Annotated in this window: 25 protein-coding genes, 1 tRNA gene and 3 pseudogenes; 15 read left to right on the top strand and 14 right to left on the bottom strand. The window is 72.0% G+C overall.

The features are described from left to right. The first annotated feature begins 17 nt into the window (after positions 1-17). Positions 18-212 (top strand): DUF6767 domain-containing protein, encoded by a 195-nt coding sequence (locus ACNKF0_RS01815; RefSeq protein WP_416955264.1) that lies wholly within the window; start codon positions 18-20, stop codon positions 210-212. A gap of 28 nt (positions 213-240) precedes the next feature. Here ACNKF0_RS01815 and ACNKF0_RS01820 read toward each other — a convergent pair whose 3' ends face one another. Beyond that, entirely contained in the window at positions 241-684 is a 444-nt protein-coding gene (locus tag ACNKF0_RS01820) for an OsmC family protein (RefSeq protein ID WP_299932964.1), read from the bottom strand. 124 nt (positions 685-808) lie between these two features. On the opposite strand from ACNKF0_RS01820, the gene ACNKF0_RS01825 reads away from it, so the two are divergent. Then, positions 809-881: transfer RNA gene (locus ACNKF0_RS01825), tRNA-Thr, on the top strand. A 38-nt stretch (positions 882-919) separates the two neighbouring features. On the opposite strand, the gene ACNKF0_RS01830 is transcribed toward ACNKF0_RS01825, so the two are convergent. Both ACNKF0_RS01830 and ACNKF0_RS01835 read right to left on the bottom strand, forming a co-directional pair. Beyond that, positions 920-2,635: an alpha-glucosidase gene (locus tag ACNKF0_RS01830; protein ID WP_416955266.1), complete on the bottom strand. Its 1,716-nt coding sequence runs from the start codon at positions 2,633-2,635 to the stop codon at positions 920-922. A 77-nt stretch (positions 2,636-2,712) separates the two neighbouring features. Further along, positions 2,713-2,940: a hypothetical protein gene (locus ACNKF0_RS01835; RefSeq protein WP_416955268.1), complete on the bottom strand. Its 228-nt coding sequence runs from the start codon at positions 2,938-2,940 to the stop codon at positions 2,713-2,715. Positions 2,941-3,067: 127 nt separating this feature from the next. Between ACNKF0_RS01835 and ACNKF0_RS01840 the strand changes: the two genes are divergently transcribed. From ACNKF0_RS01840 to ACNKF0_RS01855, 4 genes are all read left to right on the top strand, one after another. Beyond that, positions 3,068-3,808 (top strand): (Fe-S)-binding protein, encoded by a 741-nt coding sequence (locus tag ACNKF0_RS01840; protein ID WP_416955270.1) that lies wholly within the window; start codon positions 3,068-3,070, stop codon positions 3,806-3,808. Next, positions 3,805-5,295 carry a lactate utilization protein B gene (locus ACNKF0_RS01845; RefSeq protein ID WP_416955272.1) on the top strand — a complete coding sequence of 497 codons (1,491 nt, stop codon included), beginning with the start codon at positions 3,805-3,807 and terminating at the stop codon, positions 5,293-5,295. Before ACNKF0_RS01840 ends, ACNKF0_RS01845 begins: the two co-directional genes overlap by 4 nt. Then, positions 5,292-5,876, top strand: a complete 585-nt coding sequence (locus ACNKF0_RS01850; RefSeq protein WP_416955274.1) for a LutC/YkgG family protein — start codon at positions 5,292-5,294, stop codon at positions 5,874-5,876. The genes ACNKF0_RS01845 and ACNKF0_RS01850 overlap by 4 nt, the downstream gene beginning before the upstream one ends. A gap of 106 nt (positions 5,877-5,982) precedes the next feature. After that, positions 5,983-6,180, top strand: coding sequence for a hypothetical protein (locus ACNKF0_RS01855; RefSeq protein ID WP_416955276.1), 198 nt, complete (start codon positions 5,983-5,985; stop codon positions 6,178-6,180). A gap of 15 nt (positions 6,181-6,195) precedes the next feature. Here the strand turns inward: ACNKF0_RS01855 and ACNKF0_RS01860 are convergent, their stop codons facing one another. Both ACNKF0_RS01860 and ACNKF0_RS01865 read right to left on the bottom strand, forming a co-directional pair. Continuing rightward, the gene (locus ACNKF0_RS01860; protein WP_416955278.1) at positions 6,196-7,812 is read right to left on the bottom strand and encodes an ABC transporter permease; all 1,617 of its coding nucleotides are present in this window, start codon (positions 7,810-7,812) and stop codon (positions 6,196-6,198) included. Beyond that, positions 7,809-8,699: an ATP-binding cassette domain-containing protein gene (locus tag ACNKF0_RS01865; RefSeq protein ID WP_416955280.1), complete on the bottom strand. Its 891-nt coding sequence runs from the start codon at positions 8,697-8,699 to the stop codon at positions 7,809-7,811. Before ACNKF0_RS01865 ends, ACNKF0_RS01860 begins: the two co-directional genes overlap by 4 nt. A 55-nt stretch (positions 8,700-8,754) precedes the next feature. On the opposite strand from ACNKF0_RS01865, the gene ACNKF0_RS01870 reads away from it, so the two are divergent. The 3 genes from ACNKF0_RS01870 to ACNKF0_RS01880 all read left to right on the top strand — a co-directional run bounded on the left by ACNKF0_RS01870 (position 8,755) and on the right by ACNKF0_RS01880 (position 11,288). Beyond that, positions 8,755-9,216, top strand: a complete 462-nt coding sequence (locus tag ACNKF0_RS01870) for a GbsR/MarR family transcriptional regulator (protein WP_416955282.1) — start codon at positions 8,755-8,757, stop codon at positions 9,214-9,216. 21 nt (positions 9,217-9,237) lie between these two features. After that, on the top strand, positions 9,238-10,230 hold the full coding sequence (locus tag ACNKF0_RS01875; RefSeq protein WP_416958388.1) for an aldo/keto reductase: 993 nt from the start codon (positions 9,238-9,240) through the stop codon (positions 10,228-10,230). Between the two features lie 326 nt (positions 10,231-10,556). Next, a complete protein-coding gene (locus ACNKF0_RS01880) occupies positions 10,557-11,288 on the top strand; it encodes a hypothetical protein (RefSeq protein ID WP_416955284.1) in 732 nt (243 codons plus the stop codon). Between the two features lie 706 nt (positions 11,289-11,994). On the opposite strand, the gene ACNKF0_RS01885 is transcribed toward ACNKF0_RS01880, so the two are convergent. From ACNKF0_RS01885 to ACNKF0_RS01895, 3 genes are all read right to left on the bottom strand, one after another. Then, entirely contained in the window at positions 11,995-12,660 is a 666-nt protein-coding gene (locus ACNKF0_RS01885) for a hypothetical protein (RefSeq protein ID WP_416955286.1), read from the bottom strand. A gap of 901 nt (positions 12,661-13,561) precedes the next feature. Further along, a complete protein-coding gene (locus tag ACNKF0_RS01890) occupies positions 13,562-14,053 on the bottom strand; it encodes a hypothetical protein (RefSeq protein WP_416955288.1) in 492 nt (163 codons plus the stop codon). Between the two features lie 222 nt (positions 14,054-14,275). Next, positions 14,276-14,866, bottom strand: coding sequence for a class I SAM-dependent methyltransferase (locus ACNKF0_RS01895; protein ID WP_416955290.1), 591 nt, complete (start codon positions 14,864-14,866; stop codon positions 14,276-14,278). 167 nt (positions 14,867-15,033) lie between these two features. On the opposite strand from ACNKF0_RS01895, the pseudogene ACNKF0_RS01900 reads away from it, so the two are divergent. The 5 genes and pseudogenes from ACNKF0_RS01900 to ACNKF0_RS01920 form a co-directional block, all read left to right on the top strand. Beyond that, positions 15,034-15,525, top strand: a pseudogene (locus ACNKF0_RS01900) (galactose-1-epimerase); the annotation flags it as partial. Positions 15,526-15,592: 67 nt separating this feature from the next. After that, positions 15,593-15,745 (top strand): annotated as a pseudogene (locus tag ACNKF0_RS01905) (galactose-1-epimerase); the annotation flags it as partial. Between the two features lie 106 nt (positions 15,746-15,851). After that, a pseudogene (locus tag ACNKF0_RS01910) lies at positions 15,852-15,950 on the top strand (hypothetical protein); the annotation flags it as partial. Between the two features lie 347 nt (positions 15,951-16,297). Further along, positions 16,298-16,675: an alcohol dehydrogenase catalytic domain-containing protein gene (locus ACNKF0_RS01915; RefSeq protein WP_416955292.1), complete on the top strand. Its 378-nt coding sequence runs from the start codon at positions 16,298-16,300 to the stop codon at positions 16,673-16,675. Continuing rightward, complete coding sequence (locus ACNKF0_RS01920) at positions 16,672-17,145, top strand: zinc-binding dehydrogenase (RefSeq protein WP_416955294.1); 474 nt, start codon at positions 16,672-16,674, stop codon at positions 17,143-17,145. The genes ACNKF0_RS01915 and ACNKF0_RS01920 overlap by 4 nt, the downstream gene beginning before the upstream one ends. Here ACNKF0_RS01920 and ACNKF0_RS01925 read toward each other — a convergent pair. Beyond that, a complete protein-coding gene (locus ACNKF0_RS01925) occupies positions 17,132-18,295 on the bottom strand; it encodes an MFS transporter (RefSeq protein ID WP_416955296.1) in 1,164 nt (387 codons plus the stop codon). The genes ACNKF0_RS01920 and ACNKF0_RS01925 overlap by 14 nt on opposite strands. Positions 18,296-18,333: 38 nt before the next feature. Here ACNKF0_RS01925 and ACNKF0_RS01930 point away from each other — a divergent pair, with 38 nt between their 5' ends. Then, positions 18,334-18,900, top strand: a complete 567-nt coding sequence (locus ACNKF0_RS01930) for a TetR/AcrR family transcriptional regulator (protein WP_416955298.1) — start codon at positions 18,334-18,336, stop codon at positions 18,898-18,900. A 64-nt stretch (positions 18,901-18,964) separates the two neighbouring features. Here the strand turns inward: ACNKF0_RS01930 and ACNKF0_RS01935 are convergent, their stop codons facing one another. The 5 genes from ACNKF0_RS01935 to ACNKF0_RS01955 all read right to left on the bottom strand — a co-directional run bounded on the left by ACNKF0_RS01935 (position 18,965) and on the right by ACNKF0_RS01955 (position 23,844). Beyond that, entirely contained in the window at positions 18,965-19,780 is an 816-nt protein-coding gene (locus ACNKF0_RS01935) for a mechanosensitive ion channel family protein (RefSeq protein WP_299929108.1), read from the bottom strand. 154 nt (positions 19,781-19,934) lie between these two features. Continuing rightward, the gene (locus ACNKF0_RS01940) at positions 19,935-20,525 is read right to left on the bottom strand and encodes an exonuclease domain-containing protein (RefSeq protein WP_416955300.1); all 591 of its coding nucleotides are present in this window, start codon (positions 20,523-20,525) and stop codon (positions 19,935-19,937) included. Between the two features lie 104 nt (positions 20,526-20,629). Beyond that, positions 20,630-22,498, bottom strand: coding sequence for a putative nucleotidyltransferase substrate binding domain-containing protein (locus ACNKF0_RS01945; RefSeq protein ID WP_416955302.1), 1,869 nt, complete (start codon positions 22,496-22,498; stop codon positions 20,630-20,632). A 14-nt stretch (positions 22,499-22,512) separates the two neighbouring features. Continuing rightward, positions 22,513-23,358: a polyphosphate kinase 2 gene (gene ppk2 / locus ACNKF0_RS01950; RefSeq protein ID WP_299929117.1), complete on the bottom strand. Its 846-nt coding sequence runs from the start codon at positions 23,356-23,358 to the stop codon at positions 22,513-22,515. 42 nt (positions 23,359-23,400) lie between these two features. After that, positions 23,401-23,844 carry an SRPBCC family protein gene (locus tag ACNKF0_RS01955; RefSeq protein WP_416955304.1) on the bottom strand — a complete coding sequence of 148 codons (444 nt, stop codon included), beginning with the start codon at positions 23,842-23,844 and terminating at the stop codon, positions 23,401-23,403.

The following is a 23,844-nucleotide window of genomic DNA, read 5'->3' on the forward strand; positions in this document are numbered from 1 at the left end:
CTGCCTACCGTCGAGGCATGGCGTACGTCGACGCGCGGTGCCCGCTGCGACCGGGTGACATGTGCAGCCTGTGCGTGCCCGGGGCCACCGGGCCGCAGGACTGCCCGACCGTCGCCGAGGTGATGCGCGACCCGGCGTTGCGCGAACGGCTCGCCGAGCTGCGGCGCGAGGCTCTCGACACGACGAAGGCCCGCCCCGTCGCCTCGCGGTGACGGAACGGGCCCTCGACAGCGGCGGTGCTCAGCCCTCGAGGGCGGCGTCGAGCGTGATGTCGACGGCAGCGAGCGCCTTGCTGATCGGGCAGCCGGCCTTGGCCTTCTCGGCGGCGTCCTTGAAGCCGGCCTCGTCGAGACCGTCGACCTCTCCGCGGACGGTGAGCTTGATGCCGGTGATCTTGAAGCCGCCGGCCTCCTTGTCCTCGCCCAGGGTCACGTCGGCCGTCACGTCGAGGGCCTGCGGAGTGCCGCCGGCCTCGGCGACGAGGTTGGACAGCTGCATGGCATAGCAGGACGAGTGGGCCGCGGCGACGAGCTCCTCGGGGCTCGTTGTCCCGCCGGCGTCCTCCGCGGCGCGCTTGGGGAAGCTGACGTCGTACGTCCCGACGCCGGAGCTGGTCAGCTCGACCTGGCCGGAGCCGTCCTGGAGTCCGCCGTTCCAAGCAGTGCGTGCGGTGCGAGTGGGCATCGTGCCTCCTGAGACAAAGGTTGTGCGGTCGTCTTCGAACCTAGTCGGTGGGCCGTGATTTCAGTCCGGCCCGACCGCCTCCGTATACTCGCCCGCGGTCCACCGAGCACGCTCGGCAGGCCACGCCGCCTTAGCTCAGTCGGTAGAGCGAGTCACTCGTAATGACTAGGTCGTCGGTTCGATTCCGACAGGCGGCTCTGACTCCCCCGGGGACCCGAGACCCTGGGGGAGTCTTCTACGTCGAGCTGGTGCGCCGGATGAGGACGCGGGCCTCCCACGGCCGCAGGTCCGAGCCGTCGGCGCCGTCGTGGTAGTTGCCCAGGAGAAGGGTGGCACCGGGCTCAGCCGACGGGACTGTGACCGGCTGTGAGCTGAGGTTCGCGTAGACGGTGAGCTGGCTCTCCGGGCTCGTGCGCCGGAACGCGTACAGCTGCGGGTGGCGAGCGAGGATCATCTCGAAGTCCCCGTCGACGACGACCGGTTCCTGGTGGCGCAGGGCGATGAGGCGACGGTAGTGGGCGTAGACAGACCTGTCGTCGTGCCGCTGCGCGTCGGCGTTGATGTGCCGGGCGTTCGGGTTGACCGGCATCCACGGAGTGCCGTGGGTGAAGCCTGCGTGCTCGTCGGCGGTCCACTGCATGGGCGTGCGGGCGTTGTCACGGCTCTTGCGCCGCAGCGAGGCCAGTACGTCGTCAGGCGCGCGTCCGCGACCGTGGACCTCGGCGTCGTAGTAGTTCAGGGACTCGATGTCGCGGAAGTCGTCGATGGTGTCGAAGGGGACGTTCGTCATGCCGAGCTCTTCGCCCTGGTAGACGTACGGGGTGCCTCGGTGCAGGTGCAGGACGGTGGCGAGCGCCGTGGCCGACTCGTACCAGTACGTGCGGTCGTCCCCGAACCGCGACACCGCGCGAGGCTGGTCGTGGTTGTTCCAGTAGAGGCTGTTCCAACCTCTGCTCCCCATGGCCGACTGCCAGCGCCCGAGAGACTCCTTCACGTCGAGGACGGTGACCGGCCGCGGCGCCCATTTTTCGCCGTCGGAGTCGAGGTCGACGTGCTCGAACTGGAAGACCATCGACAGCTGGCCGTAGGTCTCGTCGGTGAAGGCGAGCGCCTGCTCCGGGGTGACGGCCGGCATCTCTCCGACCGTGAGGTAGACGCCGGGACGCGGGGCGAACACCTCCGCCTGCATCTCGGCCAGGTACTCGTGGACCCGCGGCCCGTAGCTGAACGACGGTGTGCCGTCGCCGTAGCCGGTGCTCATCAGCTCCCCGTCGGGGAGGGACGGATCCTTGGAGATGAAGTTGATGACGTCCATGCGGAAACCGTCGACCCCACGATCGAGCCACCAGCTCATCATGTCGAAGACGGCCGCGCGCAGGTCTGGGTTCTCCCAGTTGAGGTCGGGTTGCTTCTTGCTGAAGAGGTGGAGGTAGTACTGCTCGCGCGCCGGCACCCACTCCCACGCCGAGCCCGAGAAGAAGGACCCCCAGTTGTTGGGCTCGGCCCCCGGCTGACCTCCCACGGTGCCGGGTCGGGCGTCCCGCCAGATGTACCAGTCGGAGGTGGGCACGGACCGGGACTGGCGCGAGGCGACGAACCAGGGGTGCTCGTCGGAGGTGTGGTTGACGACCAGGTCCATGATGAGGCGCATTCCCCTGCCGTGGACGTCGGCGATCAGCTCGTCGACGTCGGAGAGGGTGCCGAAGACAGGATCGATGTCCTGGTAGTCGCTGATGTCGTAGCCGTTGTCGTCGTGCGGCGACCTGAAGACCGGTGAGAGCCAGATGACGTCGACACCGAGCTCCTCGAGGTGGTCGAGGTGGTCGATGATGCCGCGGATGTCCCCGACGCCGTCACCGTTGGAGTCAGCGAAGCTGCGGGGATAGATCTGGTAGACCACCGCGGACTTCCACCACGGCTCGACGTCCGTCCCGGGTCCGGTCTCCGTCATGTCGAACCTCTCTCCCCGCACGGGGCCCGTTGCAGCCCGAGGCGGGCCAGAGATCCGATGATAGGGAAGCCGGTGACCTAGCGGAGGTGACTGACGTGCTCCCAGTCCCGCGTCCGCGCGTTCCAGCGCTCCAGCACCCAGGGCCACTGGCTCCGGAGCTCGGGTGGCCGCTGCCGGTTGCGGCTGGCCGCCCACCGGTGTGCCTCTTCCTGGGCCTCGCGGCCGGTCGGGCCGGCGAAGTCCCGCACGATCCGGTCGCGCTCGGGTGGGTCGTCCGGCCCCGGCGCGTAGGCGACGCGGTACACCACCTGCATGGTCCCTCCCGAGCACGGCCGAGGCTCGTGCCGTCGGTTTCTCGTCCACCTGTTCAGGAGGCCGGACGGAGGGATCTGATACGTCGGTGCGCCGAGCCCGCGTGCAAGGATCGCCAGCGTGAGGGTCGCCTTCCAGGTCACCTGCGTCAACGACGCCATGTTCCCCGACACGGGGAAGGCCGTCGTGAGGCTGCTGCGCCGTCTCGGGGTGGACGTCGACTTCCCGCAGGCACAGACCTGCTGCGGCCAGCCCATGGTCAACACCGGCTACCTCGACGAGGCCGTGCCGGTGGTCCGCACCTTCGTCGGCGCGTTCGCGGGGTACGACGCCATCGTCACGCCGTCGGGCTCGTGCGCCGGGTCGGCGCGGCACCAGCACTCGATCGTCGCCGAGCGGTCCGGCGACCCCGCGCTTGCGGCGGCGGTCGCGGAGACCGCGCCCCGGACCTACGAGCTGAGCGAGTTCCTCGTCGACGTGCTCGGGGTGACCGACGTCGGCGCCTACTTCCCGCACCGGGTGACCTACCACCCGACCTGCCACAGCCTGCGGATGCTCGGGGTCGGTGACCGCCCGACCCGGCTGCTGGAGGCGGTGCGTGGCATCGAGCTGGTCGAGCTGCCGATGGCCACCGAGTGCTGCGGCTTCGGCGGCACCTTCGCCCTCAAGAACGCCGACACGTCGGTGGCGATGGGCGCCGACAAGGCCCGCCACGTGCGCGACACGGGCGCCGAGGTGCTGGTCGCCGGTGACAACTCCTGCCTGATGCACGTCGGCGGGCTGCTGTCGCGCCAGCGCGCCGGCGTACGCGTCATGCACCTCGCTGAGGTCCTGGCGTCGACCGAGGAGGACGACGCATGAGTGGCACGTTCGTCGGCATGCCGGCCTTCCCGACCGCCGCCCGCGAGGCGCTGGGCGACACCCAGCTGCGCCGCAACCTCGCCCACGCCACCCGCACCATCCGCGACAAGCGGGCCGCGGTCGTCGCCGAGGTCGAGGACTGGGAGGAGCTGCGGCTCGCGGGAGCGGCCGTGAAGGAGGCGGCGCTCCGCGACCTGGCCACCCACCTCGAGACCCTGGAGGAGTCGCTGACCCGGGCCGGCGCGACCGTGCACTGGGCCCGCGACGCCGAGGAGGCGTGCGCGATCGTCGCGTCGGTCGCGCGCGGCCACGGCGTCGACGAGGTGGTGAAGGTGAAGTCGATGGCCACCGGGGAGATCGGCCTCAACGAAGCCCTCGAGGTCGAGGGCATCGCTGCGTGGGAGACCGATCTGGCCGAGCTGATCGTCCAGCTCGGCGACGACCTGCCCTCGCACATCCTGGTGCCGGCGATCCACCGCAACCGCGCTGAGGTGCGCGAGATCTTCCGCCGCCGGATGGGCGACGTCGGGCGGCCCGCGCCCGACGACCTGACCGACGAGCCGGCGGTGTTGGCCGGTGCTGCCCGCGAGCACCTGCGCGAGAAGTTCCTGCGCGCCAAGGTCGCGGTCAGCGGCGCCAACTTCGCTGTCGCCGACACGGGCACCCTGGTCGTGGTGGAGTCCGAGGGCAACGGCCGCATGTGCCTGACCCTGCCCGAGGTGCTGGTCAGCGTCGTCGGCATCGAGAAGGTCGTCGCCACCTGGTCCGACCTCGACCCGATGCTGCGGCTCCTGCCGCGCTCGTCGACGGGGGAGCGGATGAACCCCTACACCTCGACCTGGTCCGGCGTGACGCCCGGAGACGGTCCGCAGGAGGTGCACGTCGTCCTGCTCGACAACGGCCGCACCCGCGCCCTGGCCGACGACGTCGGGCGGCAGGCGCTGCGCTGCATCCGCTGCTCGGCCTGCCTCAACGTCTGCCCGGTCTACGAGCGGGTCGGCGGCCACGCCTACGGCTCGGTCTACCCGGGCCCGATCGGCGCGATCCTCAACCCCCTCCTCAACGGCGTCGCCGACGAGCAGACCGCGTCCCTGCCCTACGCCTCGTCGCTGTGCGGCGCCTGCTTCGAGGTCTGCCCGGTCCGCATCGACATCCCGTCGGTGCTGGTCGACCAGCGCGCCGCCGTCGTCGACTCGCACCGCGGCGACCGGGTGCCCAAGGCCGAGGCCGTCGCCATGAAGACCGCAGCCTGGGCGTTCTCCGACTCCCGGCGGCTCGCGTGGGCGGAGAAGGCCTCCGGTCTGGCCGGCCGCGTCCTCGGCCGCTTCTCCCGTACGACGCTGCCCGGCGGCCGCACCGCCGCCGGTCGCCTGCCCGGGCCGGCCGCCGGCTGGACGGGCGCACGAGCCCTGCCAGCGCCGCCCCCCGAGTCCTTCCGCGAGTGGTGGGACCGCACAGACGGCGGCCGGGACGGGAGCGCCCGATGAGCGCCCGCGACGAGATCCTCGGCCGGGTGCGTGCCGCGCTCGCCGAGGCGTCGCCCGCCGTCGCCGTCCCGGCCGCCCCCCGCGTCCCCGACCGCGGGGACCTGGTTGCGCTGTTCGACGAACGGGTGGCCGACTACCGCGCGGTCGTCACGCGGTGCGCCGCCGCCGACCTGGCGGCCGCGGTGGCGGGGGCGCTCGCCGGCGCCAGCGTCGTCGTACCTCCCGGTCTCGATCTCGAGATCGACGGTGCGGTCGTCGACGACGGACTCACGGCCGCCGAGCTCGACCGCATCGACGCCGTCGTCACCCGCGCCCGCGTCGGCATCGCCGAGACCGGCACGATCGTGCTCGACCACGCGCCCGACCAGGGGCGCCGAGCGATCAGCCTCGTGCCCGACCTCCACGTGTGCATCGTCGACGTGAGCCAGGTCGTCCCCGACGTCCCCGACGCGATCGCGCTCCTCGACCCAGCGCGTCCGACGACCTGGATCAGCGGGCCGTCGGCCACGAGCGACATCGAGCTCGACCGCGTCGAGGGCGTCCACGGTCCGCGGACGCTTCACGTGCTGCTCGTGGGGTGAGACCCGTCCCGGGACCACCGGCCCCGAGGTCCCTGTGCCCAAGGCACAACGGCACTTCTCGCGCGCCCCCGCCAGCGGTGTGCTGGGACATGGAGGAGGTGACGTCATGAACGACATGGCGAAGGCGGAGTCGATGCGCGCTGCCCGCGAGGCCAGGGAGACCGCTGGGTCGTCCCGCGGGTCCTCCGCGGCGGCGATCGAGTCCGCGATGCGGCGCTACCTGAGCGCGGAGCAGTACCACCAGCTCGAGGAGGACGCCCCGAAGCAGGACGACGAGCAGGCAAAGGGCGACCGCAAGGACTGACCGGGCGATGAGGGCTCAGCCGGCGACGGCGTCCCGTCGCCGGTAGCCCCAGAGCCCGGCCGCGACGAGCACGGCGGCGATCAGGACCAGCGTGGCGTAGGGCACGACCTCGAAGTCGTCGACGGGCACTGCGGCCAGGTGCCAGAACGGCGAGATGGCCTGGACGGCGTCGGGGAGGCCGAGGAGCTGACCGAGCACGACCTGCAGGGCGATGAGCGCGACGGCGGCCCAGGCGATCCCGGTCCCGCGCGGCAGCAGGCCGTACAGCGCCGCGGCGAGGGCGCCCACGACGAGCGTGCCGGGGAGGTAGGCCAGCTGGCCCGCGACCTGGGTGAGGACCTGGTCCCACTCGCCGCTGCCGATGCCGTAGCCGACAGCGAGCCCGAGCCCCATGAGCACGGTCAGCGCGACGGCGGCGACGAGCGCGAGGGTGGTGGTCGCGGCCATCCAGGACGTCCTGCTGACCGGTGTCGCGAGGACGACCTCCGCGCGGCCGGCCTCCTCCTCGGCCCGCAGGCGCAGCACCGACGCGACGACGAAGCCGCACGCGATGACGGCCATGAAGAGGTAGATGTAGCCGAGGAAGGCGTCGACGAGCGCGTCCTCGGCGGCCTGGCCCGAGGCGCCGACGACGTCGGCCATCTCGGGGTTGGACTCGATGAGGTCGGGGACGGTGGGGATCACGGCGCCGTAGAGCACGCCCAGCAGGAACAGCCCGACGGCCCACCCGACCAGCAGGCCGCGCTGGAGCCGGGTCGCGAGGCCGAACGGGGTGTCGAGCAGCCGGCCCGCCCGCGCGGGGCCGGGACGGGTCGCGATGAGCCCGCCGCCGAAGTCGCGGTGCGCCATCAGCCGCGCGGCCAGCCACAGCAGGAGCGCGGTGAACACGAGGAGGATCAGAGCGGGCCACCAGCGCTCGTCCCCGAACGCGTTCATGCCCTGCGCCCACCCGAACGGGGACAGCCAGACGAGGGCGTTGTCCTGCATCGCGCCGATGCCTCGCACCAGGTAGCCGACGGCGACGGCGGCCCCGGCCAGGCCGAGCGCCCCGCGGGCCGAGGTGGAGATCTGGACCGCGACCAGGGTGATCGCGGTGTACGTCACCCCGAGCAGCGCCAGTCCGACGCCGTACGTGAGGCTGCCGCCCGCAGGCAGGCCCGCTGCCAGCATCGAGATCGACGTGATGGCGCCGAGGAGCAGCGCGGCCGTGACGCCGTACACGAGTCCGGCGAGGGTGGCGGCGTGGCGGCCCAGGACGGTCGAACGGAGCAGCTCGGCCCGCCCGGACTCCTCCTCGGCGCGGGTGTGGCGCACCACGAGGAACACGACCATCAGGCAGACACCGAGCTGGGCGACCTGCGAGATCTCGTTGGCCACGATGCCGCCGAGGGTGTCGAGGCCGACCTGGCGGCCCGACATCAGGTAGCTCACCGGGCTGGCGCCGACGGTCCGGGCGTAGCCCGCGACCTTCTCGGGGGTGTCGTACAGCGGGGGGACGGCGAGTGCGCTCGCGACGATCGACCCGCCGAGCCCGACCAGCCACAGCGGCAGCCGCACCCGGTCGCGGCGCAGGATCAGGCGCAGCAGGTGGCCGACGCCGGTCACCGAGCTGGTGGCTGGGGTGGTCCTCATGCGGTCACCTCGTCGCCGTACTGGCGCAGGAACAGCTCCTCCAGCGTGGGCGGGTGCGCGGCGAGGGAGCGTACGCCGAGGCCGGAGAGTGCGCGGACCGCCTCGTCGAGGTGGTCGGAGTCGACGTCGAAGGTGACCCGGTTGCCATGCAGCTCGGGCTCGTGGACGCCCGGCACGCTCGCCAGCTGTGTGGCGGGTCGGTCGGTCTCGGCGATGACGGTGGTGCGGGTCAGGTGGCGCAGCTGGGCGAGCGTCCCGGACTGCACCACGCGCCCGGCGCGGATGATGCTGATCCGGTCGGAGAGCGCCTCGGCCTCGGCGAGGATGTGGGAGCTGAGCAGGATGGTGGCGCCCTCGTCCTTGAGCTCGAGGACGGCCTCCTGGAACTCGGCCTCCATCAGCGGGTCGAGCCCCGACGTCGGCTCGTCGAGCAGGTAGAGGTCGGCCCGGCTGGCGAGCGCCGCGACCAGCGCCACCTTCTGTCGGTTGCCCTTGGAGTAGGTGCGGGCCTTCTTCGTCGGGTCCAGGTCGAAGCGCTCGAGCGTCTGCTGGCGTCGTGCCTCGTCGAGCCCGCCGCGCATCCGGGCCAGTACGTCGATCACCTCGCCGCCGCTCAGGTTGGGCCACAGCGAGACGTCGCCCGGCACGTAGGCGAGCCGTCGGTGCAGGGTGGCGGCGTCGCGCCACGGGTCGCCGCCCAGCATCGAGGCGACACCGGAGTCGGTCCGCAGCAGCCCGAGGAGGACGCGGATGGCGGTGGACTTCCCGGCGCCGTTGGGTCCGAGGAAGCCGTGCACCTCGCCCTGCTCGACCGTGAGGTCGAGGTGGTCGAGCGCGCGGGTGGCGCCGAAGGTCTTGACGACGTCGTGGAGCTCGATGACAGCCATGCTTGCGAGTGTGGCACAACTTTCACAACGTTGTGAAGTTTGTAATAGTGAGACCGTGAACGACCTCTCGCGTGCCGTCGAACGGCTGGGACAGACCCTGGAGACGATGGGTCTGCCCCGCATGCCGGCCCGCGTCTTCGCGTTCATCCTCGCTGACGACCAGTCCGTCTACACCGCCGCCGACCTGGCCCGCGGCCTCGACGTGTCGCCAGCCGCCATCTCGGGAGCGGTCCGCTACCTCTCCGACACCCACCTCGTCGTGCGCGAGCGCAATCCGGCCGGCCGCGGCGACCTGTTCCGCGTCCGGGACGGCGACATCTGGGGCACCATCCAGGCCGCCCGGCTGCCGGTGCTCGACGTGATCATCGCGTCCGTCCAGGAGGCGGTCGACCTGCTGCCCGAGGGCTCCGCGGGCCGCGAGCGGGTCGAGGAGACCCGGGACTACCTCCGGTTCGTCCAGGAGGACTCCCGTGGCCTCGACCGGCGGTGGCGTGAGTGGCGCTCCGCCCACCGGTGACGTGCTGACAGACTGATCCGCATCGAACACCGCACGCTTGGAAGGACCGGCCGCGAGGTCTCGGTCGTCGGCCTCGGCACCTGGCAGCTCGGCGCTGACTGGGGCGACGTCAGCGAGGCCGACGCGACGGCTGTGCTGGAGGCGTCGGCCGAGTCGGGCGTCACCTTCTTCGACACCGCCGACGTCTACGGCGACGGACGCAGCGAGCAGCTCGTGGGCCGCTTCGTCGCCTCCCACCCGGACGCCGGGTTCACCGTGGCGACCAAGATGGGCCGGCGGATGGACCAGGTGCCGGCGAACTACGTCGAGCCCCACTTCCGCTCCTGGCTCGACCGGTCGCGGAAGAACCTCGGGGTCGACACGATCGACCTCGTGCAGCTGCACTGCCCGCCGAGCGAGGTCATCGACGACGACGCGACGTACGACGTTCTCGACCGCCTCGTCGAGGAGGGCGTCATCGCGGCGTACGGCGTCAGCGTCGAGACCGCAGCCCAGGCGCTCAGCGCGATCGCCCGGCCCGGCGTCGCCAGCGTGCAGATCATCCTCAACGCCTTCCGGACGAAGCCGCTCGACGAGGTGCTCCCGGCTGCTCGGGCTGCCGGCGTCGGGATCATCGCCCGGGTGCCGCTGGCCTCCGGCCTGCTGTCCGGGAAGTACGACCTCGACACGACGTTCGCCGCCGACGACCACCGCACCTACAACCGCGACGGCAGCGCCTTCGACGTCGGCGAGACCTTCTCCGGCGTCGACTACGCCACCGGCGTCGAGGCGGCGCAGGAGTTCTCCGCGCTCGTCCGGTCCTCCGGGCTCGACGTCACCCCCGCGCAGGCCGCGATCGCGTGGATCTGGCAGCAGCCGGGCGTCTCGACGGTCATCCCGGGTGCTCGCAACGTCGGTCAGGCGCAGGCCAACGCGGCCGCCGGTCTGGTCGGCGAGCTGCCCGCCTCGTTCCTCGAGGGCGTGGCCGACCTCTACGACCGGCGGATCCGGGAGCAGGTCCACGCGCGCTGGTGAGCGGCGGATCGCTGCCACAACGCGATCGTCGGCATCCTCCGAGATTGTCGACCGCAACCGCCGAGGCGGGTGGCGGCGAATCAGTCGGGGGTGAGTGCGCGCCCTTCGCGGCGAATTGGGTCACCTCTGCGACCGCGCGGACAGCGGGGCGGCGAAGAGTCGCGTAGATCGCCGTCATCGAGGGGCAGCAACTCCGGACCGGTGGTGTGTCCGTGAGCACGAGACGGGCGCTCAGATCTCAAAGACAGGAGCACAACGGCTGACTAGCCTGACTCGGGCCCTGACCGACTCCGCGGGAACTGTCCGAGCCGCTGAAGGAGATCTTGTTGTCCACCATCAAGCTCGCTGTATCACTGCTGATTGCAGGCCTGCTTCTTGCGCCGCCTGCCCAAGCCTCGGAGCAGCATCTCCGGTCCAGCGATGGCACGGCCTCGGTGACTGCGTCTACCAGCGTGGTCAGGATCAACGCGGGATCGTGCGGCACCCCGATCCGATACTCAGTGGCACCAGGCGCGCTGCCCGAGGGTGGCTCGTACGACGTCACAGCGACGCTCCGCAACAAGGGTGACAAAGGCTTCGGGTCTGACCGCGCTTGGATGGAAGAAGGCACCTCCCACCGCGGGAGCATCTACCCCCGCTGCGGAAAGGAGTTCACCTCCGGCGTCTACACCGTCAGCGTCAAGGTCGTCGTCAACGACTACTACCTGTCTCCGGTCGAGACCCGCTTCGCTACGACCCAGGTCCGCTTGGCCGTGACACGGCCAGTACCCACCAAGTTGGTGGTGAAGAAGTCGCCGTACGGCTTGGCTGGCTGGCAGTGGACCGGCCGCCTGACGAGTCGAGGAAGGCCCGTGGTTGGCCAGCGAGTCGACCTGTGGTGGGACTTCCTCGGGTGGGATGACTACGAAGTCTCGAAGAGGACCAACCGATACGGGGTCGCCCACTGGGTGTCGAACCCGAACGGCGCCCGGGGAGGCATCAATTTCCGGTTGAAGTTCGCCGGCACCAAGAACTACGCGCCATCTCAGTCAACAGTCTTCAGTATTGCCCCGCGCTGACTCCCTGACGAAGAGTCGGACCACGCCGGATCGCGGCGAAGGTCGCAGGTTGTCTCATCGAGACACCGGCTCCATTGAGGGTCGTTGCCAGTTGGCGCCGGACCGCCCCGCGGCCACAACCCGTTCGACGGCCGGTCACCAGCCGTCGCCCGCGGTGGGCACCTGAGCGGACTTGAACTCCAGTCGCCATACGCCGGAACGGATTCGGTACGTGACGTGCACCCAGACTCGGCCACGGGGCGCCTGCCAGCCGCGATAGTCGCGGTTCATATAGCCGTGTCCCTGGCTGAAAAGGGTGCCGGACGTGCCCATGATCCTCTGAGCATGCTGGAGCGTCATGCCTGGGCGGAGCTGTCGGTACTCGGCCAGACTCACAGAAGGAAGTGCGGTGACGCTCGAGCCGGCGGGGGCGGCGTTGGCGGAATGGCCAGGAGGTACAACTGCGATCCCTGCGGCGACCAAGAACGCAACGAGGGACGACCTGAACGTCATGGGAGAGAGTATGGGCGAGCGAGCGTCCAAGCAGTTCCGAATGCGAAACGACCGGGTTCTGGATGGCGGCGGTCCGGCAACGGCGCCTCGGCGCTGACAGGCGGCGGAATGCAGCATCCTCGGCGAGGTGCGGGCGCCGCGGAAGCGCCCTCGAACGCGGAGCCACAACCATCGGCCGGCCCAGGCCGTGACCTCGCGCCGCGATGAGCGCCGGTCAGACCGGCACGTACTCCAGCAGTGTCGGGGTGAAGTGGAGCTCGACGCCGTCCTCGATCGCCTCGGCCATCGCCGATGCTTGGTGGTCTGGCACCCGTCTTGTGCCGGTGTGGTCGACGAGGAACGCCTGACCGTGGGGTGTGCGCCAGAGGTGGCGGCCGGGACCGACGACGCGGGTGGTGAACCCGCCGTAGGTCTTGGTGCGGTGGTGGCGTCGGCGTAGGGGGCCGGAGTTGTGGGGGCCAGTCTGGCCGGGTGGGCCGGTGTCGTCGTAGGGGACGGCGTGGTCGAAGTCGACGCCGTCGCGGGTGGCGGTGCGTGGGGTGAAGGGGAAGTGGTCGCCGCCCGTCTGGACCCAGACGTGGTCCTTGACCACCTCGGGGTGCTCGTAGGCGTCGACGCGACGACGCTGCGCGAGGTCCAGGACCGGGGTGAGGGTGACGTCGGCGTCGCCGAGGACCTCGTGGAGCCTGTCGTACGTCGATGGGGCCGACGCCTTCGACCCGGGCGACTCCCCGCCCGGTGCGGAGGGCGTCGTCGGTGAGGTGGACGAAGAGGCGTCCGCGGCCGCGGAGCCTGGCCGCCTTGCGGGCGGGGAGTGAACAGAGCCGGTCCACGGTGTCGGCCATGTGGTCGGGTGCCCACGCGGGCTGCTCGGGCTCACCGGACTCACCGGGCTCCCCGGGCGCACCGGAGTCCGTGCCCGCGCCGCCGTTGGTGTGCTCGAGGAGGAGCCTTGAGGAGGTCGACCGGCCGGGCGAGCCAGCCCATGGCGAGGGGAGGAGCTCGTCGTGGTTGTGGTCGTGGCCCATCGTCTCGGCGAGGATGTCGGCCACGCGGTCGACCATGGCATCGATCCAGGCGGCGTCGCCGGCGGTGACGCGGGCGATGATGTGGCGGTAGCCGAACTCGTCGGTGCGGGAGAGGCGGACGTAGCGCTCGTGGCGGGACCGCTCGCGTTCGGCGCGGTGGGTCTCGGGGTCGGCCTCGATGACCTTGGCCCGGGCGATCTCGAGGACCGTCGAGGGGCGTGGCCGCCGATCGCCTTCGCGACGGCGCGGTCGACCTTAGTCACCTGGTCATCCAGCAGTGCGCGAGAGATGACGGCCACCTTGCGCGCCACCCACGGCTCGCAGTCACCCGCCTCGACCACCGCCCACGTCCGAGGCAGCCGGTGCACGAGGTCGAGGCCGTCGGCGATCAGCGCCCGCGTCGTTGCCGGGTGCGTCTCGCGCGCCATGGCCAGGCTCGGGGATGGCGTGGTCGCGGACCGGGGAGTGCCGTCACCGCCTGGCGTCACCATGGGATCGCGATCGTCGCGCGGATGTCCCTGGGTCACGGCCCACTGGACGGCGAGCCGGATCTCCTCCACCTCCGCCAGACGGCGGGCGCGAAGGGCGCGCGTGGCGCAGCCCAGCGCTCCCTCACCGACACCTCATCGGCCGCCGGGGGCGACTGCGACTGGAGGGCGGCTGACGACATGATTCATTGTATCGAACAGGTGTTCGATCAACAAGAGGCCGAGGGGGGCTCGGGACGAGGACTGCGGTGGCGGTCTTCGGCGGTCAGTCACACATCTCGCAGTCGCCCACCATGGACTTCTCGACGAAGTGGACCTCGCACTGGCCTGACCGCGAGCCTCGTCGCGGGAGGTGCGCCCGCCGGCTCCCTGATCCTGGAACCACGGGAGCCTCCACCACCGGTCGGCCCTTGACCTCCACGTACCCCTTCCCGACCCACGCCACTGCCTGTCCATCGTGACCGAGCGCGATGTAGGACTCGCTGGCGGGGATCCAGACGGCATCGTGCGGCACGTCGCCGAGGGCCTCGAGGATCAGTCGTCGCGCCACGTCGGTCCGGTGCCCGAAACGACGGATGGCCTCGTCGAGGTCGTCGACGTACGTCCGACCCTCGCCGCGGACCTCCTTCTCGCAGTGAGTGCAGAGGCCGTTCTCCTCGATCTGCTCGGGCGTGGCGGGCACCAGTGTGGAGTGCTTGAAGAGGTGGGGGCTACGTGGGCGAACGGGTGCGGGCGCCCGCTTCGCGGCGATCGGCATGGGTCCACCCCAGTCGACCTCGATCGAGCCGTCAGCCCGGGGCGGGACCTCGCCGTCCTCGACGTCCGCAAGGGAGGCTTCTACCTGTGGGGTTGGTCGAGGACCGCCACCCACAGGCTCCTCCTCCGCCGGCCACGCCGTCGCCCACGCCGGGGACACGATCTCGTAGAAGGGGTGGTCGAGGCCGTCGGCCGGCGCGTACAGGCTCGTGCAGAGCCTCGATCACGAAGCCGGAACGGCGCGCCTGTCTGACCCACTCGCCGTGCGACGGATGGAACTCGAACCCGCCGCCCGGCCACTGAACCCGATGGACCTCGCGCTGGCCGCGCAGCAGGCCTGGTCCTGGGCCACGCCGCCCTCGGCCGGAACGCACAGCGTCGACAGGTTGCTGTTGGTGAGGAAGGCCAACCGGCCGCCGGGTCGCAGCAGCCGGGCGGCCTCGGGCAACCAGCGCTCCGGATCGCACCAGGCTGCCGCGCCGTGCTCGCTCACGATGAGGTCGAACCGTCCGTCTGCCAGCGGCACCGCTCCGCGTCCCCCTGGATCAGCGGGAAGTCGGGGCCGAGCCGGGCCTGGAGGTGCCGTGCCGTGGCGAGCCTGCTCACCGGAGAAGTCCAGCGCGACCGGGCGGGCACCTGCGCGTGCGAGCCAGGCGGCGACGTAACCGGTCCCGCAAGCCAGGTCCAGGACGTCCAGGCCGCGGACGTCGCCCAGGACGCCCGCCTGCGCCTCGGGCACGGCGAACAGGCCCCACATCATCTCCGCCCGGCGCCACATGCTCTCGGCCGCGGCGTCGGTGTAGCGCTCGTTCACGATCGCCCAGAGCCTCCGGTTCGCGGCGATCTCTGTGGCTCTGTCCTCCGACACCGCCCCAGTCTCTCAGCGTCCACGGAGCCCGCGGGGCTGTCTCCCTCGCGGGCGTGATGCCGGAGGATGAGCCCGTGACCCACGACGCGACGCGCGAGACCACCTTCGGCCGGATGCCCGACGGACGTGAGGTCCGGCTGCTGACGATCGGCGCCGAGCCGGGCCCCGTCGTGGAGGTGCTCACGCTGGGCGCGACGGTGCACCGCCTGGTCGTCACCTGTGGGGACGGCGAGCGGCGCAACGTCGTCCTCGGTCATCCCGACGTGGAGGAGCGGCTGGCGGCCGACACCTACATCGGGGGCACCACCATCGGCCGGTACGCCAACCGCATCGCCGGGGGCCGGTTCCCCCTCGATGGCGCGGAGGTCGAGGTGCGCACGCACGACCGGGGCAACAGCCTGCACGGCGGCCCCGACGGGTTCGACGTACGCCTGTGGGACGTCGAGTCGCACGGCCCCGACCAGGTGGTGCTGTCGCTGGTGAGCCCCGACGGCGACCAGGGCTTCCCCGGTGAGGTCACTGCCCGCGTCACGTACGACGTCGACGGCGACGTCGTGCGGGTCACCATGCAGGCGACGACCGACGCCCCGACGGTGGTCAACCTGACCAACCACGCCTACTTCAACCTCGACGGCGAGGGGTCCGGCACCGTCGACGACCACGAGCCTGCTCGTGGAGGCCGACGGGTTCACGCCGGTCGACGCCACCGGCATCCCGGCCGGCGGCCATGCCCCGGTCGACGGGACGCCCTTCGACTTCCGCACCTCGACCCCCATCGGCCCGGCGATCCGCGCCGAGCACCCGCAGGTCGTCGACGCGCGCGGCATCGACCACAACTACGTCGTACGGGGCGACGGCCTGCGCCGGGCCGCAGTGCTCGCCTCGCCGAGGACGCGCACGGCTGTCGAGCCTGTGGAGCGACCGACCCGGCCTGCAGGTCTACACCGGCAACTTCCTCGACGGCACCCGCCGCTCGACCAGCGGCGCCCGCTACCGCCAGAGCGACGGCGTCGCGCTCGAGCCGCGCCTGTTCCCCGACTCGCCCCACCACCCCGAGTGGCCGTCGGCGGTCCTGCGCCCGGGGAGACGTACGCCGCCACCCTCGAGTGGCGCTTCGGGACGACCTGAGCGGCGGCGGCATAGTCCGCGACCCTCGTACGTTGGGCCCGACGAGACGTCCCCCGACGAAGGAGAAGCGCGATGCGTGCCGTGGTCTACACCGAGACAGGCGACAGGCTCGGTCCTCGAGGTGGTCGAGCGCGAGGCGGTCGACCCGGGTCCGGGTGAGGTCCGGGTGCGGATCGTCCGGGCCGGCGTCAACCCGACCGACTGGAAGTTCCGCGCCGGCGGCATGGGTGGCTCGCGTTCCCCGAGGTCGTGCCCGGCCAGGACGGCGCCGGCGTCGTCGACGCTGTCGGCCCCGACGTCGAGGGCCTCGCGGTGGGTGACCGGGTCTGGACGATGCTGGCGCAGCACCAGCGCCCCGGCGGCACTGCCCAGGAGCCTGGTCGTGCTGCCGGTGGCCCGCCTGACCACGCTGCCCGACGGGGCGTCGTACGACGCCGGCGCCTCGCTCGGCGTCCCGGCGATCACCGCCCACCGGGCCCTGACCACCTCCGAGGACGGCCCCGAGCGGCTCGCCCCGGGCGCCCTGTCCGGTCGGACGGTCCTCGTCGCCGGCGGCGCCGGCGCGGTCGGCAACGCCGCGATCCAGGCTCGCGCGGTGGGCGGGCGCGACCGTCATCGCCACGGTGAGCAGCGACGACAAGGCGCGGCTCGCGACGGCTGCCGGCGCCGACCACACCGTGAACTACCGCGACGGTGACACCGCCGACGCCGTCCGCGGCCTGGCCCCCGACGGCGTCGACATCGTCGTCGAGGTGGCGCCCGCGCAGAACCTCCGGCTCGACCTGCGCGTGATCAAGCCGCGCGGCACGATCGCGATCTACGCCAACAACGGTGGCGACGAGGTGACCCTGAGCGTCCGCGAGACGTTCTCGACCAACGCCCGCTTCCAGTGGGTGCTGCTCTACACGGTCGGGGAGGCTGCGCTGCGCGCGGCGGCCGACGACGTCGCGGCCGCGGTCGCCGACAGCGCGTTCGGCGTCGGCGAGGAGCGCGGCCTCCCCGTGCACCGCTACCCGCTCGAGCGGACGGCCGAGGCCCATGCGGCCGTCGAGGACGGGGCGGTCGGCAAGGTGCTGATCGACGTCAGCGACGCCTGACCACCACCGCGCCGGCGAGGCAGAGCAGGGCGGCGGTGGCCGCCGCTCCTGCTCCGCCGGCGACGTCGCGCCAGGCGTCGAAGCCGACCGCGCCGAGCGCCTGGCCCACGGCGAGCGCGACGAAGAGCACCGACGTCCCGCGACCGGCCGCCTCGGGCCACACGTCCCGGGCCCACAGGATCAGCACACCCGACAGGCACATGTAGCCGGCGCCGAAGCACGCCATCGCGACGTACGCCGGCCACGCGAGGCCCAGGCCCACGGCCGCGGCGAGCGCGACGGAGGCGAGGGCGACCGCACCGACGGACCAGCTCCACGCCCCGGCCAGGCCGCGACCCGCGACCAGCCGGCCGGTCAGCGGGCCTGCGAGCCCGCCGATCCCGAGCACGATCCACAGCAGCCCGACCCTGCTGTCGGCGACCTGCCCCGACCCGGTGGCGATGAGCGGACCGTAGGACCACACGAGCGCCGAGCCCGCGCCGGCGACCACCGCTGCCACGGCCGGTGTCGCCAGTGGTCTCCAGTCGTACGACGACCCGCTGGCCGTCGCGGTCGCCGTACCGTCGCGCCCGCTGCGGCCCCCCGCGAGGAGGAGCACGGCAGCAGCGGCAAGGGCGTTGATCGCCGCCATGGTCCACCAGGCGACGGTGGTGGACGGCACCGCCAGTGCGAGCACGCCGGCGACGACGACGCCGACCGCCGTCCCGGTGTTGACCAGGGCCTGGGCGGTCGCGGCCGAGCGGGGCGGGGTGACCGCGTCGACGACGCGTACCAACGCGGGCGAGGCCAGCCCGGCGCCTGCGCCACCCACGAGCACGAGCGCGACGAACCAGGTCGGGGACGCGGTCGTGGCGACCCCGAGGCAGCCGAGCGCGGCCGTGGTCCCTGCGGCCAGCACGAGAGCGCGAGGCCGGCGGTCCGAGACCCGTGCCGCGATGGTCGCTGCCACCGCGTACGAGACGAACTGGGCCGCGGCCGCCCACCCGACGACCGGCTCCAGGCCTGGGCGTTCGGCGACCAGACGCGGGGCGAAGAGGCCGACGCCGAAGCGCGCCATGCCGTAGGTCGAGGCGATGAGCAGGGTGCCGGCCAGCGCCACCGCGACGCTCCGGGCGGGCGCGCGGACGTCGGGGGCTGCCGTCGAGACCATAACGATCGTTCTACCATAACGGACGTTATGCTTCCCACGTGGCCAGGAACGAGACCCGCGAACGCATCCTCGACAGCGCCGAGCGGCTCTTCTTCGGCGACGGCATCGGGGTGACCGGCGTCGACCGGGTCGCCGCCGACGCGGGGGTCGCGATCGCCACGCTCTACCAGCACGTCGGCAGCAAGGACGGGTTGCTCGAAGCGGTCCTCGAGCGCCGGCTCGCGGCGTGGACGGCGCAGTGGGAGGCGGCGATCGAGGCCGCCCCGACGCCGCGGGAACGGGTGCTGGCCCTCTTCGACGCGCTGGTGGAGTTCCGGCGCGTGTCGGGCACGACCCAGTGGTGCTGCTTCCTCGCGACTGCCTCGGAGCGTCCGGGCGGTGCCGGTGCGGACCCCGTCCTCCGGCTGGTCGACGCGGACACCGCCGCCCTGGTGTCGCGGCTGCGCGTGCTCGTCGAGGAGGCGGGCGTGCCCGACCCGGACGTGATGGTCGCCCGGCTCCTCGTGGTCTACAGCGGGGCGCTCGCCAGCCTGCTGCGCGGCGAACCCGCCGACCCGCTGGGGGAGGCGCGCGCGATCGCCGACGTGCTCCTGCCTGCGGTCTGACCGCAGGCATCCCACGACGAGACGGCCCCCACCCGAGGGTGGGGGCCGTCTCCGGGAGCGTGCGTCAGCGGGCGGGAGGCGGCATGTGCTGGGTCGCCTCCGGGTCCACGCTGGTCGGGTAGTTGGAGGGCGTGTCATAGCTGCCGAGCGCGTCGTCGCGACGGCCACCCATCTCGTCGCGGGCCCGGTCGGCACCGACGTGGGCGTCGTGCTTGGCCCGGTCGGCGGCCTGGCCACCCTTGTCCTTCGCCTGACGGAGCAGGTCGGCGGCGAGGTCGCGACCACCCAGGCCGAAGGCCAGGGCGAGACCGAGGGCGAGGGCGAACATGATGGCGGTGAAGGCGATCCGCACGATCTCGGGAGCGATCTGGAGCTGCTCGAGGATCATGAAGAGCGCGATCGTCATGATGATGGCCGGGGCCACCGTGCCGACGACCTTGCCGGTCGGGGTGTCGCCCATGAAGCGCACCACCGCGCCGGCCACGGCGCCGGACAGGAGCGCGGCGACGATGAAGATGAGGATCGCCACGATCACGTTGGGCAGGTAGGCCAGGACCTGGTTCATGAAGTTGGTCGCGGCCGGGATGCCGAGCGCGCCGATCGCCGCGGTGATGAAGAAGATGAAGATCAGCCAGAACACGACCCGGGCGATGCCCGCGGCCGGTGACGCTCCGGGGAGCACCGCGTCGACGTACCGGTTGGCGGAGCTCTCGTGGAGGCGCCGGTCGAGGTGGACCTTGTCGAGGACCTTGCGCACGATGCCGGCGACCACCTTGGAGATGAGGTAGCCGACAAGGAGGATGAGGAGGAAGCCGACGAGGTTCGGCAGGAAGTCGAAGATGCCGTCGGTCGTCCGCTGGAAGCTGTCACCGATGTCCACGGGGGGTGTCCTTTCGTTCGGTGTGAGTCCTCCACGTTGCCGGGCGCCGGACCACGACAAAACACCCTTGCGATCCGAATGATCCGGGGCCGACGGGGTAGGCAGGTGCGGTCCTCCACCCCCGCGGGTGAACGGTCGGCAGGTCGGTCGTGCGCTATCCCGATCGCCGCGGCCGCAGGTCCCTCAGCAGCACCTCGCGACCGAGCCGCCGCTCCAGCTCCGCGACCTGCGCGAGCAGCAGCTCGGCGGCCGCGAGGGCGTCGGTGAGGGCGTGGTGGGCGGCATAGCCGGACAGGCCGTGGGCGCGGCGCGCCGCGTCGAGCCGCAGCGAGCCGTGGACCTCGCCGTTGACGTCGGCGCGGAGGCGGTGCTCGACGGCCAGGGTGTCGACCACGGTCAGCGGCGGACGGGCGTCGTACGCCGCCGTCGTCGCGGCACCGACGAAGTCCAGCTCGAGCGCGGCGTGGTGCGCGAGCAGCACCCGCCCCCGCAGGGCGTCCAGCAGCAGCGGGAGCACCTCGGTCAGCGACGCGGCGTCGGCGAGCGCGTCGTCGGTCAACCGGTGGAGGGTCGCCGAGGAACCGACCTCCACGCCCTCGGGCGGGCGGACCCGGTGCTCGTGCGCCTCGGCGAGCAGCACCTGCCCACGCACGACGGGCACCCACCCGAGCGACAGGACGTGGTCCGTGCGCGGGTCGAGGCCGGTCGTCTCGAGGTCGAGCGCGAGGAGCTCGAGCTGCGACACCGGGGTCGTCGGGGGTGGTGGTGGCGCCGCGGCGAGGTCCCGCAGCGGACCCGGCGGGTAGTGGTCGGGACGCCGGGGGCGACGGAGGAGGGAGAGGCGCGCCCTCACTCGAACCCCGGCGGCAGGTGGCTCGACAGGCTCTGCTGCGCGGACCGCACGATCTCGAAGGCGTCGCGCAGGTGGCGCCGCTGCCGCTGGGTGAGGTCGGCGGGCCGGAGGAAGTTGTCGGGCGTGAGGCCCGACCGCGCCTGCGCCGCCTGGTGGTGCAGCCGCAGGTACGACATCAGCTCGAGGGCGTCGGTCAGCTCGGTCGCCGTGTCGCGGTCCATCGTGCCCGCCGTCGCCGCGGCGGCGAGTCGTCGGCGCGTCGACAGCGCCGGCGACCCGGACCTCAGCGCGTGGATGCGCGCGAGCTGGACGACCGCGGAGATCGGGCGCTTGATGTCGAGGGTGTCGCGGTGCTCGCCGTGCCGCTCGAGCACGAAGCCGCGGAAGAAGCCGAGCGGGGGTCGCATCGAGAGGGCCTGGCGCGACAGGTGGCCGAGCAGGCGCGGGGACGCCGTGCTGACGGAGGCCAGGTGCACCTGCTCGGTGAGCTCCCGGTCGCCGGCGAGGTGGCGCATGTCGTGGAAGACCGCCGTGTGCAGGACGGCGTCCGGCCGGGGTTCGCGTGACCAGTCGGCGAGGAGCGCGCGCCACTGCGGGACGGTCAGTCGCCACTGGGGGTTCGTGGCCATCACGTCCCCGGGGCAGCGCGGCCAGCCGCACTGCTCGAGCACGACCGTGACCCGGTCAGCCAGCGCGGCGAACCAGGCGGTGCCGGCTGCGTCGGGCTCCGCGCCCAGCACGATCGCGTGGTCCTGATCGGCGGTGAACCCCTCCTCGTCCCGCGCGGCCGACCCGAGCACGACCCAGCTGTACGGCACCGGCGCCGGCCCCAGGCCTTCCGCGACCAGCTCCTCCTCGACCAGCGCCACCACGCGCCGTCGTACGGCGTCGCCGAGCGCGGTCGCCACGCGCGAGATGTCGGCGGCGCTGACGTCGCGCTCGACGAGCTGTCCGAGCACGGCGTGGATGCCCGGGGCCTCCGCCACGACGCCGGCCAGCGACGTCTGGCCCCCGATGGCTGCCGCGAGGTAGACGGGGTTGGCGTTCTCCAGGCGCACGAGGTCGGTGGTGGTGACCAGCCCGACCGGGCGCCCGGCGTCGTCGACGACGGGGAGGTGGTGGATGTCGCGGCTCACCATCTCCAGCAGCGCCTCGAAGGCGAGGGCGTCGGCAGGGAGGATCACCGGGTCGGGAGTCATCACCGACCGCACCGGGCGGTCGGGCGGGAGGTCCGCGGCGAGCACGCGGTTGCGCAGGTCGCGGTCGGTCACGATGCCGACGAGAGCGAGGTGCTCGACGACGAGGATGCAGGAGACGCCGGCGTCGGCCATGGCCGCTGCGGCGTCGCGCACCGACGCGGTCGGCGTGGTCGTCACCGGCTCGCGCGTGACGAGGTCACCGACGCGGGTGCCGAGCGCGGTGCTGCCGGACGTCGCGCGCTGCAGGTTGCCGATGGCGCGGGAGAGCCGCGCGTGGTGGGTGGTGGCGTAGAAGGTCGCGACGTCGGGATGGGCGTGCGTCAGCTCCTCGAACGCCGACGGCTCGAGGACCAGCAGCAGGGTGTCCTCGACCGCGGTGCAGCGGTAGCGCGTGGGCCGGTGCTCCAGGAGCGAGCTCATCCCGAAGGCCTCGCCGGTGCCGACCCGGTCCACCAGCTCGCCGGTCTCGTCGCGCACCTCCACGGCGCCCGAGCGGACGACGTACAGCCCGTCGCCGCGGTCGCCCACCTCGAGCACGACGCTGCCGCGCCTGGCGTAGCGGATCGTGCACCGCCGGGGCAGCGCCGAGAGCTCGGCGGCGGGCAGGAGCTCGAACGGCGCGTGGTCGGCCAGGAAGTCGCGGACCTCGGCGAGCTCGACCTCCATGGCGTCCGAGTGGCTCAGAACAGCTGCGGCACGAAGGTCTGCTCGTGCATCGGCGTGCGGACGTAGGGGATGTCCTTCACCTCCGGGAGCACGACCGGGTCGGGCGCGACGTCCTCGTAGTCGAACTGCGAGAGCAGGTGGCTGATGCAGTTGAGGCGTGCAGCGCGCTTGTCGTCCGACGGGACGACGTACCAGGGCGCCTGCTTGATGTCGGTGTACTGGAAGGTGGTGTCCTTCGCCATCGAGTAGCGGATGTAGAGCTCGCGCTCTGCCAGGTCCATGTCCGAGAGCTTCCACCGCTTGAGGGGCTCGGCGTTGCGGGCCTCGAAGCGGCGCTCCTGCTCCTCGGCGCTCACGGAGAACCAGTACTTCAGGACCACGGTCCCCGAGCGGACCAGCATCCGCTCGAACTCCGGGCAGCTGCGCAGGAACTCCTGGTGCTGCTCCTCGGTGCAGAAGCCCATCACCCACTCGACGTTCGAGCGGTTGTACCAGCTGCGGTCGAACAGGACCATCTCGCCGGCGGCGGGCAGGTGCTCGGCGTAGCGCTGGAAGTACCACTGGCTGCGCTCGCGCTCGGTCGGCTTGGGGAGCGCGGCGATCCGCACGGTGCGCGGGCTGGTGCGCTCGGTGATCCGCTTGATCACCCCGCCCTTGCCCGCCGAGCCGCGCCCCTCGAAGATCACCAGGACCTTGAGGCCCTGCGACTGGATCCAGTACTGCAGCAGCACCAGCTGCTCCTGCAGCCGCTCCATCTCGACGTCGTAGACCGACCCGCGCAGGCGTCCTGCAGCGTTGTAACGGTCGTCGCGGGGCGGACGGGCACCCGGCTCGCCGTGCGTGCCGTCGCTCTTGGCCATGGGCGCCTCCGCTCGTGTGCGACGAGACTACGCCGCCGCGGGTCAGGCGGGGAGGCGGTTGAGGACAGTCGTCATGTCGTCCTCGGTGTCGCTGCCGATCTTCTCGAAGACGATCTTCATGACCGGGTCGGCGATCTTCGCCGCACCCTTGAGCTCGATGACGGCCTCGTAGGTGATGCGGCTGCCCGGACCGTCGGGGCTCGGCACGACCGTGATGGTGTCGATCGACCGCGCCGTGTCGTTGTGCCCCACCAGCACGATCGTGTCGTCGGTCAGCTGCTGCAGCGTGTAGGTCAGCTCGGTGCTCACGCCGGCGATCTTCGAGACGTTGTGCCACGTCGAGCCCACCTGGACCGGGCCGGAGTCCTGGCGGGTGCACGACTCGGTGCCGGGGTCCCACTCCTCGGCGTGGCTGAAGTCCTTGAGGTAGTCGATGACGACGGAGGGCTGGGGGCGGACGTCGAAGGTGCGGCTGACGGTGGTCAT

It is taken from the genome of Nocardioides sp. T5 (genome assembly GCF_048161455.1).
Taxonomy (GTDB): domain Bacteria; phylum Actinomycetota; class Actinomycetes; order Propionibacteriales; family Nocardioidaceae; genus Nocardioides.